This is a genomic window from Kosakonia arachidis (assembly GCF_900116535.1).
Taxonomy (GTDB): domain Bacteria; phylum Pseudomonadota; class Gammaproteobacteria; order Enterobacterales; family Enterobacteriaceae; genus Kosakonia; species Kosakonia arachidis.
Map to the genome: position 1 here is coordinate 1,308,527 of NZ_FPAU01000001.1, position 17,197 is coordinate 1,325,723.

At 55.9% G+C, this 17,197-nt stretch carries 16 protein-coding genes and 1 pseudogene; 1 reads left to right on the plus strand and 16 read right to left on the minus strand.

What is annotated here, in order from left to right; genetic code table 11:
* Positions 1–8: 8 nt before the first annotated feature.
* The 4 genes from BM427_RS06405 to nifL all read right to left on the minus strand — a co-directional run bounded on the left by BM427_RS06405 (position 9) and on the right by nifL (position 5,149).
* Complete coding sequence (locus tag BM427_RS06405; RefSeq protein WP_425280058.1) at positions 9–521, minus strand: nitrogen fixation protein NifQ; 513 nt, start codon at positions 519–521, stop codon at positions 9–11.
* On the minus strand, positions 518–1,924 hold the full coding sequence (gene nifB / locus BM427_RS06410; RefSeq protein WP_090120186.1) for a nitrogenase cofactor biosynthesis protein NifB: 1,407 nt from the start codon (positions 1,922–1,924) through the stop codon (positions 518–520). The genes BM427_RS06405 and nifB overlap by 4 nt, the downstream gene beginning before the upstream one ends.
* Before the next feature lie 166 nt (positions 1,925–2,090).
* Positions 2,091–3,665 carry a nif-specific transcriptional activator NifA gene (nifA, locus tag BM427_RS06415; RefSeq protein WP_090120187.1) on the minus strand — a complete coding sequence of 525 codons (1,575 nt, stop codon included), beginning with the start codon at positions 3,663–3,665 and terminating at the stop codon, positions 2,091–2,093.
* Entirely contained in the window at positions 3,662–5,149 is a 1,488-nt protein-coding gene (gene nifL / locus BM427_RS06420; RefSeq protein WP_090120189.1) for a nitrogen fixation negative regulator NifL, read from the minus strand. Before nifL ends, nifA begins: the two co-directional genes overlap by 4 nt.
* 356 nt (positions 5,150–5,505) lie before the next feature.
* Here nifL and BM427_RS06425 point away from each other — a divergent pair, with 356 nt between their 5' ends.
* The gene (locus tag BM427_RS06425; RefSeq protein ID WP_090120191.1) at positions 5,506–6,036 is read left to right on the plus strand and encodes a flavodoxin; all 531 of its coding nucleotides are present in this window, start codon (positions 5,506–5,508) and stop codon (positions 6,034–6,036) included.
* A 217-nt stretch (positions 6,037–6,253) separates the two neighbouring features.
* Here BM427_RS06425 and nifM read toward each other — a convergent pair whose 3' ends face one another.
* From nifM to nifT, 12 genes and pseudogenes are all read right to left on the minus strand, one after another.
* A complete protein-coding gene (gene nifM, locus BM427_RS06430; protein WP_090120192.1) occupies positions 6,254–7,048 on the minus strand; it encodes a nitrogen fixation protein NifM in 795 nt (264 codons plus the stop codon).
* Positions 7,045–7,488 carry a nitrogen fixation protein NifZ gene (locus tag BM427_RS06435; RefSeq protein ID WP_090120194.1) on the minus strand — a complete coding sequence of 148 codons (444 nt, stop codon included), beginning with the start codon at positions 7,486–7,488 and terminating at the stop codon, positions 7,045–7,047. Before BM427_RS06435 ends, nifM begins: the two co-directional genes overlap by 4 nt.
* A complete protein-coding gene (locus BM427_RS06440) occupies positions 7,485–7,745 on the minus strand; it encodes a nitrogenase-stabilizing/protective protein NifW (RefSeq protein WP_175539131.1) in 261 nt (86 codons plus the stop codon). Before BM427_RS06440 ends, BM427_RS06435 begins: the two co-directional genes overlap by 4 nt.
* A complete protein-coding gene (gene nifV, locus BM427_RS06445; RefSeq protein WP_090120197.1) occupies positions 7,745–8,884 on the minus strand; it encodes a homocitrate synthase in 1,140 nt (379 codons plus the stop codon). The genes BM427_RS06440 and nifV overlap by 1 nt, the downstream gene beginning before the upstream one ends.
* 10 nt (positions 8,885–8,894) lie before the next feature.
* A complete protein-coding gene (gene nifS / locus BM427_RS06450) occupies positions 8,895–10,097 on the minus strand; it encodes a cysteine desulfurase NifS (protein WP_090120199.1) in 1,203 nt (400 codons plus the stop codon).
* Positions 10,098–10,113: 16 nt separating this feature from the next.
* Positions 10,114–10,953 (minus strand): Fe-S cluster assembly protein NifU, encoded by an 840-nt coding sequence (nifU, locus tag BM427_RS06455; RefSeq protein ID WP_090120201.1) that lies wholly within the window; start codon positions 10,951–10,953, stop codon positions 10,114–10,116.
* Positions 10,954–12,708: 1,755 nt separating this feature from the next.
* Positions 12,709–12,852 (minus strand): annotated as a pseudogene (locus BM427_RS25220) (IS5/IS1182 family transposase); the annotation flags it as partial.
* Positions 12,853–12,911: 59 nt separating this feature from the next.
* Positions 12,912–13,376, minus strand: a complete 465-nt coding sequence (locus tag BM427_RS06470; RefSeq protein ID WP_090120207.1) for a NifB/NifX family molybdenum-iron cluster-binding protein — start codon at positions 13,374–13,376, stop codon at positions 12,912–12,914.
* Positions 13,363–14,748, minus strand: a complete 1,386-nt coding sequence (nifN, locus tag BM427_RS06475) for a nitrogenase iron-molybdenum cofactor biosynthesis protein NifN (RefSeq protein ID WP_090120208.1) — start codon at positions 14,746–14,748, stop codon at positions 13,363–13,365. The genes BM427_RS06470 and nifN overlap by 14 nt, the downstream gene beginning before the upstream one ends.
* A 10-nt stretch (positions 14,749–14,758) precedes the next feature.
* Complete coding sequence (gene nifE, locus BM427_RS06480; protein ID WP_090120210.1) at positions 14,759–16,132, minus strand: nitrogenase iron-molybdenum cofactor biosynthesis protein NifE; 1,374 nt, start codon at positions 16,130–16,132, stop codon at positions 14,759–14,761.
* A 156-nt stretch (positions 16,133–16,288) separates the two neighbouring features.
* Positions 16,289–16,951, minus strand: a complete 663-nt coding sequence (locus tag BM427_RS06485; protein ID WP_090120212.1) for a NifB/NifX family molybdenum-iron cluster-binding protein — start codon at positions 16,949–16,951, stop codon at positions 16,289–16,291.
* A gap of 11 nt (positions 16,952–16,962) precedes the next feature.
* Positions 16,963–17,181, minus strand: coding sequence for a putative nitrogen fixation protein NifT (gene nifT / locus BM427_RS06490; protein ID WP_090120213.1), 219 nt, complete (start codon positions 17,179–17,181; stop codon positions 16,963–16,965).
* Between the last annotated feature and the right edge of the window lie 16 nt (positions 17,182–17,197).

Genomic DNA, 17,197 nt, shown 5'->3' on the forward strand with positions numbered 1-17,197 from the left:
ATATATATTTAGGAAGGGGCAAAACAGAACGCGCGTTCGCAGCAGGCATCGCAACTTGGCGAACGGCAGATAAGTTCGCCTGTAGAATGCAGACAGCGCTGACGATAAAAAAACTTTTTCCAGCGCATATTTTCGCTGTTCATTTCTACCAACTCAGGAAAACAGTCGCTCATTAACTCGCGCAACTCCTGACGCGAGCTTAGTCCCAGATCCTGCCACAGATGATTAAACGCCAGTGAAACACTGGCGATAATGTTGTGCATCGGCGCAGCGCCTGGTGCCATATACCCCGCCAGCCACTGCGCCAGTTGTTGCTGTTCGTCAGTGCGGGTGGCATTCAGCTCAGTCATTAGCTTTTGCCGTAGCAAACAATCGGCGGGCATCGGCTGTGAGGGGGGATCGAACTGTGCTTGCAGGGCATCCCACTCGGTTTCCCGCAGGCCCATCATCAGCGGATAACAGCCTTCTCCGTGCGCATAGAGCCACAGCAAACGCCGCAGCCAGTCGTGAACAGGCATCATGCCACCCCCTGTGATGCGGGATCGGACGGCGCATTTTTACGCCACAACTGCCACCAGCCGGTCAGCGCCTCGTTAACCGGCTGCCAGGCGTGGTCGACGCAAGGTTGAATGCCGCGCGCTTCCAGTTTTTGCCACGGCGCGTAGCCAATACGGGCGCAAAACACCGCTTTCACATCGGCCAGCAGATCGAGAACCGCCGTCATCCGCGCGTCGCTGTCCTGCGGCTCGCAGTTGTCGCTTCCCTGACAAAATTTCGGCGTAAAGCGCTCATTGACCAGCACAGCGCCTGCTGCCGACAGGCTGTAAATGCGAAAGCGATCGGCATGACCAAAGTGGCAATCAATTGCATCGCCACGCCTGGAGGCGACCGCCACCAGGCAGGCATCCGGCTCTTCCGATTCGCCGTGCGTGGCAATACTGGCATGCAACTGCGCCCGGCGGTAAAGCGTCGGCAACCACGGCTGCGGCGACTCTTCAACCGGCGTCAGAGCAAACTGCTGGCTACGATCTTCACCGAGCATACCGATCGCATCCGCGCGGCACTGGTGGCAGTGTGTCATCTGCGGCATCACCTCGCCGCAACGCTCGCGCACCTTGGCTATCATCCGCGCATCCGGTTCCGGCTGCCCGTTAAGGCCGAATACCGTACCGTGCTCCGGACGGGCGATCAGCGGCATAATATTGTGAATAAAGGCCCCGCTGGCGCGCAGTTCTCGGCTGACGTCGCTGAGGGCACCATCGTTGATGCCGGGGATCAATACCGAGTTGATCTTCACCAGCACACCGTTGGCCGTCAGGCGACGCACACCTTCTAGTTGTCGGGCAATCAGGATCTCACCGGCTTCACGCCCGCTGTAGCGTTCACCATCAAGCCACAACCAGGCGTAAATTTGCGCCGCGATATCGGCATCCAGTGTATTAATCGTCACCGTGACATGGTCAACACCAACATTCACCAGCCTTTCTACCGCATCCGGTAGCATCAGCCCGTTGGTAGAGAGGCAAAGTTTCAGGTCGGGGAGCTGTTCACGCACCATTTCCAGGGTGGTGAATGTGCGTTGAATATTGGCCAGTGGGTCGCCAGGCCCGGCGATGCCCACCACTGACAATTGCGGGATCGCTGCGGCGACATGGCGCACTTTGGCGACCGCCTGTTCCGGCGTCAGCAGAGATGACGATACGCCGGGGCGCGATTCATTACTGCAATCAAATTTGCGGTTGCAGTAGTTACATTGCAGGTTACAGGCAGGCGCGACCGGCAGATGCATACGTGCATAGCGGTGATGACCGTTTTGCGAGTAGCAGGGGTGCGACGCTACCTTACCGGCAACAACATCAGATAAAGGTTCGCGCTGCCCGGTGTGACAGCGTGAACCGCCAGCGGCGGATAAGCAGGAAGTCATGGGCGTACCTTGGTTGTGTGGTCATAACCTCCTGCTGCAAAACCTGTACCGCTTATTATTTTCGTAAATTGCTGAAAATCAATGTGTTAAATTCACCGTGCCGTCGTCTGTTTGTCGAGTTTGTGGCGTTTGGCTGACAATGTGCCGAATGTCACAAAAGCCTGCATTACATTCTCGGCATGGTAATGTCCATCGTTTGAATACGGTAAGCCACCTGGCGTGGGGTCATTCCCAGCAGGCGTGCTGCTTTTGCCTGTACCCAACCGGCTTTCTCCAGCGCGGCGATCAATCTTTGTCGCTCGTCGAGGTTCTGGTCGAGCCAGCTCTCTTCGTGTGTTGCGCTGGGTTGCGGCGGTTTTGGCAGATTCTCCCGGTGGTGAAACAAAATCACGTCGCGATCGATCAGCCCGCTTTCCGACATCACTGCCGAGCGCTCAAGGCAGTTTTCCAGTTCACGCACGTTTCCAGGCCAGCTATAGCTCATCAACAAACGGATTGCGCCATCGCTGATGCGCAGCGTGCGGTTCTGGTTTTGTGCGATTTTGCGCACCAGAAAGTGCGCCAGCTCGGCAATGTCCTCCTGCCGCTCGCGGAGCGGGGGCAGGGAGATCGGCATCACATTGAGGCGATAGTAGAGATCTTCGCGAAAATTCCCTAGCCGAACTTCCTCTTCCAGATTGCGATTGGTGGCGGCAATGATCCGTACATTCACCAGCAGCGTTTCATCGCCGCCGACGCGTTCCATTTCGCCTTCCTGCAAGATACGCAGCAATTTCGCCTGAAATGAGGCGCTACTTTCGCCAATCTCATCAAGAAACAGCGTACCGCCATCCGCCAGTTCGAAGCGGCCCTTGCGCTGGCGCACCGCACCCGTAAACGCCCCTTTTTCATGGCCGAAGAGTTCACTCTCCAGCAGCGTATCAGGCAGAGCCGCGCAGTTGAATTTTACAAACGGCGCGGCGGCACGCGGTGAATTATGGTGGATAGCATTGGCAATCAGCTCTTTACCGGTTCCGCTTTCGCCTCGTACCAGCACGGTGGTGTCCCAGCGCGATACCTGGCGAATAATTTCCAGCGTCTGGCGCATGGCCGCGCTTTTACCAACCATATTTTCAAAGCCAAACGGTCGCGATGGTGCGCATCCCCGCTGGCTGGCGATCTGCGCGGCGGCTGCCCGGGGTGAGGGCGAGACGCTGGGCGGGGTCATCAGGCGGACGGTTTGTGCCACCAGATTGGCGACGGTTTCCAGAAAGCGCGTGCAGGCGGGCAGCCGCTCCTCATAGCGGGCCATCGGCTGGGCAGCCAGCACGCCGATAGGCTGTGAGTTTGGTCCCATCAGTGGCACGGCAATAAACGGCAGGCTGTAATCATACAATCCAAGGCGATCGAGAAAACGCTGATCGTCGGAGACACAGGGCAGCACCAGAGATTGCCCCTGCGATAACACTGTGCCGACCAGCCCTTCACCCGGACGGTAACGAATCTGCGAACTGCCGGGAATGAGCTGTTGATCGGCCTCCTGTAAGGCTTCAATGGTAAGGATCGTTTGCTGACTGTCGTACAAACAGATCATCCCGTGCTGCATAAAAGCATCGTTGTGCAGCACGCATAGCACTTCCTGTAGCGTCTGCCCGACCTCCGTCGCCCGGCTTAACACCACGCTGATACGCTGCATGGCAGTAAACTGCTGGGAGAGGTCAAAGCGCCAGACGGTTGTACCCGACTCGGTTCGCTGAGTCATAGTGAGCCTCCGGTCAGTGAATGAAATAACGGGAAACGCAGGGTCAGGCAGGTGCCTCCCTGAGGCCGGGAGGTCAGTTCTATTGCGCCGCGATGGTGGGCGACCAGCGTCTGGATCAGCCGAAGCTCCATGCCTTTACCGGGCGCATTGAGCGCATCAGGAGAATGGGTGTAGCGCACCTGAATCAGCGGCACATTGTCGTTTAAATAGAACGACAGCCAGCCGCTTTCCTCGCGGGCGTAAAGCTGAGTCTGCACCGTGAAATCACGTAGCTCAGCGGCAATATCCAGGGTCCTGTCGAGCCATAGGCTCAGGCAGGCAAGCAGTTGCGTTCGTTGGCCAAAACCCACCAGATCGGGGGATTCCAGTTCAATTTGCAAGTTTTCGCCCTGGTTATATCGGGTGTGATACAGGGCGCGCAGATCGTCAAGGAAAGGCTGGAGTGGCCATATTGCCGGGCTTTCCAACTCCAGCGACGGACGGCAGCGTTGCAGCCGCGCCATCGCTTCTTCGCCTTCACGCCAGGCGGCATCCAGCGCCAGATTGCTGTGATCGTCGCCATTTAAACGTCGCGCGGCGGCCAGCATATTGATCGGGCAATTGAGCTGCACCAGTGCGGCATCCAGCGATTCACGGATCGCCGCCAGCAGTTTACCGCTGGTGATCTGTTGTTTCAGACGATCAAGGCGTCCCTGTTCCTGTTGTTGCTGGTGCTGGGTGTTGTCGGTGATCACCACCAGCGTGCGCGGCACGGCGCTATCAATAAAGTAGCGGCCCGCTTCTTCACTGACGCCCGGCAGCGCCCAGCAGGTGACGGACAACCAACGCACGTTGCCGCGCAGTGCTACCGGAAGCACCAGGCCCTGCGTCAACTCTGCCTTACGGGCGGAAAAATTGAGTTCGGTGAGCAGCTCTTTACCACCGCAATCGGCGCAAAAGGTTTTGTAGACGAGGTTATCCATCACCACCTGATCGCGTTCATCTACCACCACAACCGCCGCCGGAATATTATTCAATACGGCTTCGGTTAGGGTCATATGATTGCGCAGCCGCTGTTCCAGTGCGTAGCTGGCGCTGATGTCGCGTTGCATGGCCAGGTAATGCTCAAGTTTCCCGAACGCATTAAACAGCGGGGTGATGTCGATTTCCACCAGAAACAGACTGCCGTCGCGGCGACGATTGATCAGTTGCCCGCGCCATGGTCGATGTTGCAGTAGGGTGTGCCACATATCCTGATAGATTTCACGCGGCGTCTGTTTACTGGCAAGCAGGCGCGGGTTTTGCTGCAACAACTCTTCCAGCTCATACCCCGACTGCCGGCAAAATGCAGGGTTGGCGTACAGAATGCGGGCATCGGCATCGGTCAGTGAAATTGCGACGGGGGCCTGTTCAACCATAGTGAAAAACAACCCGGGATGCTGTTGTGAGAGCGCTCCGGCGATTTCGGCGGGCGCTGCGGTATCCATCATCATATTCAGGGTCATCACAAACTCCTGTGGTCAACATGGGAATGTCGCAGTTATGACAATTTGTGCCACCTGTCGACTTTCGTCCGAACATAAACGGACGCTGATTAACCATGCAAAGGATGCGCCTTTGACCTCTGTTACTCGCTGTAAGGTTGATCCAGATCCCTGTTTGTCGCCGATTTTTAGCCTTTTGCCCTCAGGCTGTGCGCGGCACAGGCCAAACGGGTGGATAAAAAAGCGCTGCGCTGGTGCATAACTGGCCAATACAGTGCAGACATTGCCCGGCAAAAAATTGGCACAGCCTTCGCAATATCTCCGGTGATAGCTGCCTTTTCAGGGCGGATTTACACTTTTTCTCACAGGAGCACGCGATGGCTAACATTGGAATTTTTTTCGGTACCGATACGGGCAAAACCCGCAAAATTGCCAAAATGATCCACAAAAAACTGGGTGCAGCGGCCGATGCGCCGATGAATATCAACCGTACCGATCTCGACACATTTCTTTCTTATCCGGTACTGCTGCTGGGGACGCCGACGCTCGGAGACGGGCAACTGCCGGGGCTGAATGCTGGCTGTGAAGAAGCATCATGGGGAGAGTTTATCGCCCAGCTCGATAGCAACAGCCTGAGCGGCAAAACTGTGGCGCTGTTTGGTCTTGGCGACCAGGTGGGCTACCCGGATAACTTTGTCAGTGGCTTGCGCGCGCTGTATGACGCGCTGATAAACAGCGGCGCACAGATGGTTGGTCACTGGCCGAATGAAGGCTATGAATTCAACGCCTCATCGGCACTGGAAGCGGATAAATTTGTCGGCTTAGTGATCGATCAGGACAATCAGTATGACCTGACCGACGAGCGCCTGGATGCCTGGCTGGAAACGCTTAAACCGGTATTTTTGTAAGTGATATCGCCGGGTAACTCGGCGTTTACCCGGCAATAACAACAGGTTTGACAGAAAGACCTGATAAGCGCTCGTGCCGTCAGGCAATGTGACAATGTTGAACGGTGAACACCAGATGGCGGTTGAGCCTTATCCGACCTGTGTGGGGGAACCTGGCTCCGGGTCAGATAAGCATAATCGCCATCCGGCGGCATTGTTGTTCTGAAGGGCAGTGAAATTATCCCGCCTTCACGCTGCGGGTTAACGCCGCCAGCCACTGGCGCTGATACTGCTGCTGATGTTGACGAATTAAATAGCTTCTTGCTTTTTCCAGTGCTTCCTCCTGTAGCATCGGTGCGGCGTCACGGATCGCTTCGCACCACAACAGATGCCAGCCGAGGCGGGTTTCGATGGGTGCGCTGAGGTCATTTTCCGCCAGCGCAAACAGTGTGGCATCGAGTTCCGGATAGAGCAGCCCTTGGCTTATCCAGCCCAGACGCCCGCCCTCCAGCGCACTGGGGCAGTGGGAGTAGCGCTGCGCCAGCCGGGCAAAGGCCTGGCGTGAGGCGCTAATGTCCTGATGAAAGCGGCGGATCTGACGCTGCACTGTGGCATCGTCGTTATCGACCGTCAGCAATAGGTGCGATGTTAGCCGCTGCGGCGGGCGCATAAACTGCGCCTGATGTTGTTGATACCACGCCAGCACTTGCAAATCATCAGGCAACGGGGCGCGTCCGGCAACATCGGCGAACTGCCACTCCATACGGGCATGATGCCGGACCACGGTCTGTTGCTCGTCAACAGAAAAATCCCCCTCATCCAGCAAGCTTGCCAGCGAGGTCGCGACACTCTGCAGTACGCTATCCGGCAGGGGGGCACCGACAGCAACGTCCACTACAGCTTGTTCCAGCTGGCACTGGCGGGTGAAGGCCTCCTCGAAAGCGGTTTGCTGATCGGCAGGAATATGCTCCGGTTCACACTGCCAGCGTGATATTGCCAGCCGCCGCCGGGCGAAGCGTTGCCACGGTGTCATGCGTCAGCCTCCAGCAGGATCATGGCGCTGGCGGGCACCTGGAACCAGCGCCCGGAAAACGTGACAGTGTAACTCTCTCCGCTTTCTCCCTGGCCTGTGCCTTCAATACGGCCATGTTCTCCGGCGGCGATCACCACTTTGCCATTCACTGACAGCGCGTGGCGACAGGCAACACGATCGCCATACTGAAACTGCCCGGCGTGCCATGGCACAGATAGCGGTAGCAGTTCCTGCTCCCGGCAACCAACCACTAAATCATCATCAAGAAAATGCACCTGATAGATAATCTGATCCATCAAAAACGTACCCCATTCGCGAACAAAACCGGTACTGCCGCGACGAACCAGCAGATCGCCGCGCGCAAAGCCGCGCATGGTGCCGTCATTGCGAATGGCGCGGGTAACGCGCACCTCTTCGCCAAAATCGAATTTTTGTCTCATGGGGTATGCTCCGGAAGGTGGTGCTGATAGCTCTCCGTCAGTAACCTGCGCGCCAACAGCCACGGGGCACGGGGCGCCTCTTCAAGCAGATTGCGTAGCGGTACGTTTTGCCGCAACCGTTGGTGAAACTCCCTTAACACCGGCAGACAGCAGTGGCGCAGCACCAGCGGGTCATAAGGCACGCTGAAAAACTCAAAAAAGGATTCGGCGCTATCGAGTTCATCCACGCCGGGGATTTGATAAAACCATTCCATTATCAGCCCCTCGCAAAATGTGCAGATTCCCCGCACAGCGCATCGTAGAGTGCCACCAGTTCATCCTCTTTTGGCGTGCGTTTCCAGCGCTCAGCAAAGCGGCGGATCGCCGGCAGAAGCAGATCGATTTGCAGGGTGTCGAGGTGATACCCCATGCGGGCGAAGACGCCATCCACCGCCTGACGACCGGAGTGTTTGCCCAGCACCAGCCGGTACTCACGCCCCATCAGCGCCGGATCAATCGCCTGATAGCTTTCGCGATCGCGCAGCAGCGCTGCGACATGAACGCCAGATTCATGGGTGAACACCTGCGAACCGACCAGCGGCTGCTGCGGGTCAATCGCCCGCTGCGTCGCATTGGCCACGGTCTGGCACAGGGATGGCAGGCGCGTAAAATCAACGCCACAATCCCGTTGCAGGCAGCGGCTCAGGCTCAGCGCAACGGTTTCCAGTGCGGCATTGCCTGCGCGTTCGCCCAGCCCCAGCACCGTAGTGTTGACGCTGGTGGCTCCGGCACGCACCGCCGCCAGCGTATTGGCGGTCGCCAGCCCCAGATCGTTGTGCGCGTGCATTTCGATTTCACCCGACCAGTATTCGCCAAGCGCCTGAATGCGGGTAGTCGTGGTAAAGGGATCGAGCAGGCCAAGAGTGTCGGCAAAACGCAGCCGTTTTGCCCCTGCTTCGCGGGCGATATCGGCAATCTGGTTCAACGTCTGATCGCTGGCGCGAGAGGCATCTTCACAGCCGACACAGACCTGCATTCCCAGCGTCCTCGCTTGTGCAATCAACGTCCCCAGTTTATCGAGCAACTGCGGCAGCGGCTCGCGAAGCTTGTACTGGCGCAGCTTATCGGAAGCGGGCAGGGAGATATCCACCCAATCCATACCGAGATCCGCGCTCTGGCGGATCTCGTCACTGTTCATCCGACACCAGGACATCAGCGTGGCGGCGGGCAAATGCTGGCGTACTTGTAAAATACGCTGGCGCTCCTCATCGCCCATCGCTGGCGTGCCGATTTCGAGCGCGGTTATGCCCGCGGAAAATAGCGCCTCGGCGATGGCAATTTTCTCGCTGGCGAGAAAAGCGACGCCGGGGCTCTGTTCGCCGTCGCGCAGGGTGGTGTCGTTGATAAGCACGTTCATGCTCGCCGCCTTAGCCGTATAACGGCGCAAATGCCGAGTCGGTCGCCACGGTTTTCCCTTCCTGCCAGTAGGGCGAGAGCATCCTCAGGCGGGCAATAATCGTTGGCAGGGTGTCGATCACGTAGTCGATCTCTTTCTCACGCGTATAGCGCGATAGCGAGAAACGAATCGTGCCGTGCGCGGCGGTATAAGGAATGTTCATCGCTCGCATGACATGCGAAGGCTCCAGCGAGCCCGAGGTACAGGCGCTGCCGCTCGACGCCGCAATTCCCATCTGATTCAGCAGCAATAAAATGGCTTCCCCTTCAATAAACTCAAACGCCAGATTGGTGGTGCCCGGTACGCGTGGCTGGTTGCCGCCCATCACCATTACTGAAGGCACCTGCGCTATGAGCCCTTCTTCCAGTCGATCGCGCAATTGCGCCAGCGAGGGGGCTCCCGGCAGATGGATCTGCGCCAGTTCGCAGGCCGAGCCCATGCCGACAATCCCGGCGATGTTTTCCGTCCCGGCGCGGCGCCCGCGCTCCTGATGGCCGCCGCGCAGTAGCGGGCGAAAACGAGTCCCGCGCCGCAGATAGAGGCAGCCGACGCCTTTCGGTCCGTGCAGTTTGTGCGCCGAACAGGAGAGCATATCGATCTGCGTGCGGCCAATATCCAGCGGAATTTTTCCGACTACCTGTACCGCATCGCAGTGGAACAGCGCGCCGTATTCCTGAGCCATGGCCGCCATTTCAATCACCGGGAACAACACGCCGGTTTCGTTGTTCGCCCACATCACGCTTACCACCGCTACCTGCGGGCTTAGCGCCTGGCGGTACTGCTCCATATCCAGCGCACCGTCGGCATTAACGCCAATGCGGTGGATCAGATAACCCTGGCGCTCAAGGTGTTCGCAGACGGCGAGCGTAGCCGGGTGCTCTACCGCAGTGGTAATAATTTCCCGGCGCTCCGGCATCAGTTCAACAGAGGCGAGCAGCGCCGTTGACGTGGCTTCGGTGGCGCAAGAGGTGAAAATAATCTCGCTGGCATGATCGGCGCCAAGCAGGTCGGCAACCTGCTGGTGCGCGCGCTCAAGGGCCGCGCGGGAAGGTGTGCCGAAATCATGAATCGAAGACGGGTTGCCATAATGCTCGGTCAGAAAGGGCATCATCGCTTCCAGCACCATCGGATCGATTCGCGTGGTGGCGTTGTTATCCAGATAAACCTGTTTCATGTTCTTCCCCTCTCTGTTAATACGCTGCGGCTTCGGCGGCCACGACTTCCATATAACAGCCGGTGCGTTCCATCAGCTTTTGCTGTAACCAGGCGAGCGTCATGTCGGTCATCATGCAGCCGCTACAACTGCCGGAGAGACTGACCGTAACTTTATGGTTTGCCACGCTGAGCAGCGACATATCGCCGCCATCGGCCTGAATATGCGGGCGCAGCTCGGTGATGGCATCAACCACTTCCTGCCAGTGTGGATCTTTGGTTGTCGCAACCGGTGCGGCGACCTGCGGGTGCTGCGCGAGAATGTCGGCCAGCGCCAGTTCGATTTTTTCATGGCATGAGGTACAGCCGCCGCCTGCTTTGGTGTAGTTGATCACCTCTTCCAGCGTGGTCAGCCCGTTGCTCAGCACTGCACGGCGAATCTGTCCTTCATCCACGCCAAAGCACTTACAAATCAGCGCGCCTTCTTCGTGGTCATCTTCCAGCGTTTCACCGCGGTAGTTGGCAATGGCAGCGCGCAGCGCTTCCTGGCCCATGACCGAGCAGTGCATTTTTTGCGGCGGTAAACCGTCAAGATAATCGGCAATCTGTTGGTTAGTGACCTGTTCGGCCTGCGCCAGCGTGCGGCCGATAATCAGTTCCGTTAAGGCGGAAGAAGAGGCAATTGCGCTGCCGCAGCCAAAGGTCTGAAACCCGGCCTCAAGAATGGTTTCATCTTGCGGATCCACTCGCAGCATCAGCCGTAACGCATCGCCACAGCTTAACGATCCCACATCACCCACGGCGTTGGCGTTTTCCACCACCCGTGCGTTACGGGGATTAAAAAAATGATCTTTCACTTTCTCGGAGTAATTCCACATGCTTTTGGCTCCCAGTATGTATGACGGAACGCGCCGGAGCGCATTACACCGTGTCAATCAACAGCGTGTGATAGTGTTGAAGCAAAAGCAGTACCAGAAATTTTAATGCTTATATTTCAAAGAGATGATTTTCTACCTGACATAAAACCGCGACCTGTGTCGCAGTTTTATGTTGGCTTTGTCACAGAGCTGACACAGAAAGAGAAGCAGGCAGTGTTCCTTGATTGCCTGAGCGACAGGGTCCATGGAAGAGGGTGTACAACCGTTTTAACCGGTGGGCAAGGTCAGGAGTAATTAGGTTGGTTGTCAGTGCTGTGAATAAGCCAGTCAGCGATTATCTGATTTTCCTGACTCAGTAAGTGTCTGTACACATCCGTTTTTGGTCTAATAGCTTCATCACTTTATTTGAATAATTTCGGCCTGAAGTCGCTCTTCGGCATACATTTTTTCAGTCGATAAAAGACAGAAATTTACGCATGAGTAATTGAAATAACAAACTCCAGCTCTTCCCTTAGTGATTCTAAATCTTGAAAATAGGACATAGCATCTGCATTAGCTAAGCCAAATCGACTACTATTTGTCGCATGATTTTTCAAACACGCAGTAATTTCACTATAAATATAACGGAGATCTGGAATGCTTAAAATATCCTCGTTGCAGATGTAATGAAGATATCTCATGGCATTTGCGCACTCAAGGAATCCATAAGCGTTAAGGCGCGTTAAAATATGACTCCTCGTTAACTTTTTTCTTATGTCCACTCACTCCCCCCTATTAAAATTAAGTGGATGTTGTAGGGGGAGACCAATAAATCATATGCTCCCATGAAAGTGGTATTATTCATCCACAATCGTTATTATGGAATATAAATCTATTAAAATTACATATTTAGATTAATATGTTTCCTTTTAATTAATCTGTAGGTTTTAATGTTATTAAATGGCAGTACCTATCCGATACAGTTGTGGTGAAATGGGATCAGATATTTCTTTTGGATATTTCCTGCTGAACGAGTAATCTTAGTGGGTAAACTTTAACCAGCTGGTGAAATTTATTTAACGCATGTAAATGGAATGAATGGTTTAACGGGATGTTTACACTTCAATTTACTGTTCATTATAGTTAGGCTTATAAGCCAGCTGACTCAGATGGGAGTCCGTTTTCGTAGATTAACTTCAATTATGAAACATTAGAACTTACCCGGACCTCTCTGCAATAACTGGTTTGAACGTCAAAAAAAATAGTTTATGTTCCGAAAAAAAAGAAATGGGGTTTCGAATTCCGATATTTCACGATATACATATCTTGATCAGATAAAGAAAGTGAATACGGGGGTTAGGTTTATTATTATCTCAATGAGCCAGGTAGCCCCCTGCTTTTCCGGGGGATTTGTTATCAGGAAGAAGTATTGTCCATTTTTTTCGCAGGATTCTGACGACAGGACCACCGATTCAGTCGTGTGGCCAGATTTGGCCGAAACAAATCTGAATCAATGGTCGGTTTGGATCGGAAAATATAGTTTTATCAATGTGTTACGTAGTGATTCATCTGCTGACGCTGTAACTTAGCAACATCTGTTAAGAAAGGGACTTTATCTGTACCCATGGGCGAAAAGACTTCTTTCAACCTGTAAACCTTTGCCCCGATGTGCCAGCCATATTCTAAATAACTGCCAGCGGTAACCTGAAAACAGGTTTCTGGGGGGTATAATACTTCACCTTCGTCTAACCAGGCTGAAATCGTAGCGCCGGATATACCTGAGCACAGCACCCGAAACATGCTGTTGATGATTATACAATGTTCTGCCCATGGACGTCCGGCCCGTGGTGTTGCTGGTTCAGCAGGTAATAAGGGCTGGATGAGAGCCCATATTTCATCAGGTAGAACGTAGTGAGCCATAGTTCAATCCATTGTTAAAACAGATAGTTACTATGACTCAGGCAATTAAAGGACACTGCCTAGCGCTTATCCTCTTCCTGCCACTCATCCTCTTGCAGCAAGCTGGCAAAGCGATCGGGATTGCGACTGCGCTCACTTCTTCGCTGCTCTTTGTCGTACCAGTAGTGTTGAATTTCCTGCAACAGCCCGGCAATCGGCGTATCTGCCGGAACGCGCACCGCGCGCACGCCGACTTGCAAAAGCTGGCGAAAAACCGTTTCACCGATCGCCACGCAGTAGAGCGTCACGCAATCCTCCAGCGCGCTAATCCGGCTGGTCAGTTTCTCCTGTTGATGGCCGGGCAGTACCGAGAAATCCACCACCCGCAGCAGAGTAACGTCATCCTCTTTGACGCCGTACACCACCAGCCGCGGCGTGGCGCCGAAATGCTGATCGACATGGTGGTAATCCGAACTGGCAAAGGCCACTCTCATCGACCATTCGCAGTCGCATATGGTGCTGAATTGTCGGCTAACATGTTGCATAGTCACCTCCCGAAGATGCGGGTTCGTAAAAACGCTGGCGCAGCGGGGAGTGATAAGCGGCAAGATGATGGTGGCGATCGCGCAGCGTGTTTGCCAGCTCAAACAAGGTGTCGCGCATCCCGGCGTAACCCTGGCGCACGCGGCGAAATTCGCCCAGACGGTCGAACAGCGGGAACCCGACGCGCACCAGCGGAATGTCGAATTGCTCTGCCAAATCAGCAGCGTGGGAATTGGACACCAGCAGCGATGCCGGCGTTTCACACAACAGATCCTGCATATCTTCCAGATCGCCGATGATGACTTTTTCAACCGGCAGATCCTGCAACCCTTTCTGGCTCACTGGCGCCACCACCGGGCCGGGAACCATGCCCATATCGCGGGCGAAATCGCACCAGGCGGCGAGCAGATCGCCTTCGGCGGCCAGCGCGACAGGCGCGCCCTGCAACCACATATGACAATCGATCATCGCATCCTGCAACTGCCCGCGCTGGCGCTCGATCCACGCCGGAACGTCGCGCCCGGAGAGGCGTTTCAGTTGATGAATAAACATATCGCACTGGCTCATGGTCATCAGGTGCGGCAGTGTGACCACTTCCGCGTGGCTGCGTTGCGCCAACAACTGCGCAGCGCGGGAGAGGGAAACGCCAATGGCGAAAGTGCCGAGGCTCTGTCCCATCTGTTCAATCAGTCGCAGGCTGCTGCCGCCCTGAGTAATCGGCGAGAAATCCCCACTTGCCAGATGACCGTCCAGTGACTGGGAGAGATCCGGCACAATCACCGGTTGCAGGCCAAATGCCTCAACATAACTGCGCAGCAGCTCGACGTCACCCGGCGTTAGCAAATGGCTGAGCAGCAGGTTCACGCGGCGATTGCGCACACCCGGCTGCGGCTTTTCCGGCACCCACTGTTCAATCATGCTTTCCAGCACCGCGCTGTAGCCGTTTTCCAGGCTACCGTAAAAATCTGGTGTGTTAACGGTGAGTAGCGCCACCCCTTTATGGCGAGGAAATTCATCGCGGAACTGGCGCACCACGCGCGAAATGTCGCTGCCCTGCGCTTCGGAAAGGCCCGTGCTCAGCAGAACAATCGCTTTCGGGTTGTTGCGCGAGCACAGCACATTCAGTGCAGTGAAGATATTCTCATCGGCACCCATAATGGTGGATGTCGGATCCATTGCCGTCGATTGCAGCGGGATAGGATCATGAAAATGCTGAATAAAAAAGACCTTCGCGAAGGCGCTGCACCCCTGGGCACCATGAACCAGCGGAATGCTCTGTTCAACGCCCATGCTCGCCAGAATCGCGCCCAGTGGCTGGCCGCTTTTCACCGGACTGACGGCCAGCGGTTTTTTACTACGGATAATTTCTGCCATTGTGGGCTCCTTATTGCCATGGGGCGCGGGAATGGGTTTGCGGCCAGACCGGACTTTCCATGGTCAGGCAGAGCTGTTCGGCCAGCGTGACAATGCCGCGGTAGCCGGCAAAGGCGTGCTCGCGCTCCTGATTAATATCGAGGAACGGCAGTCGCGCTTTGTAAGCGGTATACATATTGCGTCCCCCGGCGATCATCATGTCTGCCTGATAGCGATAAACTACGTCCAGCAACGAGCGGGCGTTACCTTCATCAAGCATCAACGCGTCGGCGCCCATCAATTCGCGGATACGCTGCTTGTCCTCTTCGGTGGATTTGCGTGTGCCGGTCGCCACCACTTCCATGCCCAGATCCTGGAGCGCCGAGACCACCGACCAGGATTTCACTCCGCCAGTGTAGAGCAGCGCTTTGCGTCCGCGCAGCCGCTCGCGTAGTGGGGCCAGCGCCTGTTCTGTTTGTTGTTCTTCACGGGCAATGAGCTGTTCAGTGCGCTGCATCAGATCGTGGTCTCCGGTCAGCGCCGCCAGTTGACGCAGGGCATCAGACGTGGCGCGCACACCATAAAAACTGCCTTCAAACCATGGTGTGCCATAGCGCTGCTCCAGCGAGCGTGCAACGTTGATCAGCGCTCTGGAGCAGACCAGCATATTGACCTGCGCTCTGTGCAGCGTCTGGATTTCACTAAAGCGCCCGTCGCCGGAAAGACTACCGAGCACGCGAATACCCAGCTCATCAAGCAGCGGCTGGATGTGCCAGAACTCCCCGGCAATATTGAATTCGCCAATCAGCCCGATATCGTGACGGTGCGCCGGAGCAAACGGAGTATCTTCCGGCCACGGCGCGGGTTCACGCCCGCCAATCACCTTTTTCACCATCACTTCACCGGCCAGCCGATTGCCGAGATTTTTGCTGCCGTAAAAACCGGCGACATCAACGGCAATCACCGGTACGCCGGTGGCGGTTTCTGCCGCCTGGCAGACGGCCTCAATATCGTCGCCCTCCATCGCGGGTACGCAGGTGTTATAGATAAAAACGGCGGCCGGGTGGTAGCGGTTGACAATATGGCGCACAGCATGGAACAGGCGGCGCTCGCCGCGCCCCATGATCACATCCTGTTCGCTCAGATCGGTGGTAAAACCCAGACGGTTGAGCGCCGGGCCGGAGCTGAAACTGCCCCGGTTATCCCATGAGCTACCGGTACAACCAATGGGGCCGTGTACCAGGTGGGCAACATCGGAGAGTGGCAGTAGGGTGATCTGCGCACCGTCAAAGGCGCAGCCGCCCGCCGTTGCACCGGGTTTCGGCGCACTGCAGCCGGATTTCTGTTTATGGTTGTGCTCGCAGGCGGGTTCATCGAGCAAAGCCAGGATCTCGTTCCCCTTCATCTTCACCTCATCATCTGGTTGGGTTGTATCAGAAGGTGCAATTCGCGAGCCAGTAATGAGTGATTGATTTTTAAGAGAAAAAAAGTGTCGGTTTTGCAACAAAGCAGACAATTGGCGCAATGTTAACGCAAAAAAAATCCCCCGAAGGGGATGGATTCAGAAAACCCGTTCTTCCAGCGGGTTGGCGCGCTCAAGGCGTTTTGCCAGCCACGGCGGCAGTTGTCCGTTGAGTAGCGTTTTGATGGCGTCACACTGCGAGGTGATAGTCTGGCCGGGGGTGACTTTCATCGGATGGATATTGTGGCGGATCAGGCGGGCAGCGGCGGGGCCACCAATGGCTTCGCAAAACAGCAGATGGCAATCGCTGAGCAGTTGTGCGCGGCTCTCATTTGGCTCTTTGTCCTCGGGGCTGGCAGCGTAACGGCGCAAGTCATACAGCCAGCCGCCCTGGTCATCAAAGGCATAAATAAAAAACAGCCGCCCCTGACCAAAATGGCCATTGATTGCCATCCCATCCTGCGAGCAGAAGGCGACAATCAACTGAGGGCGACGCACCGCGTGGTCGATCACACGCAAATGGGCAGGCAGATCGCCTTTCAGGCACGCTTTGACCCGCGCCCAGCGTCCGGCGGACATTAATGCTTCCTCATGAGGAAAGTGTTGCTCAAGATAGCGTTGATCCAGCGAGGCAAGCAGTTCCGGCGTCAGCGCCTCATCGCAGTCGCCGGTCAGCCACGCCATGATTTGCGCGGGTTGCAGTTCCGGCAGCGCCTGGAACAGCGCCAGCATCCGCCAGAAAAGGGTATCGTTGTCGGACATCGCTGATCTCCTTATACCAGGGCGTCGCGAGTGGCGCGCAGGCTAATGGGAAATGAGGGCCGTCCCGGTTGCAGATTGACGTAATAGCGGCGACCGCCCTCAAGAGAAATCGCGCCGCCCCAGCGTTCCGGGGAGTCGTGCTCAACATTCAGGATTTTCGCTTCCAGATCCTGCTTGGCGATATAACAGTAGAGATCCGCGCCGCGCTGGCGAATAATAACGACCGGCATAGTGCCTCCCTGAGCC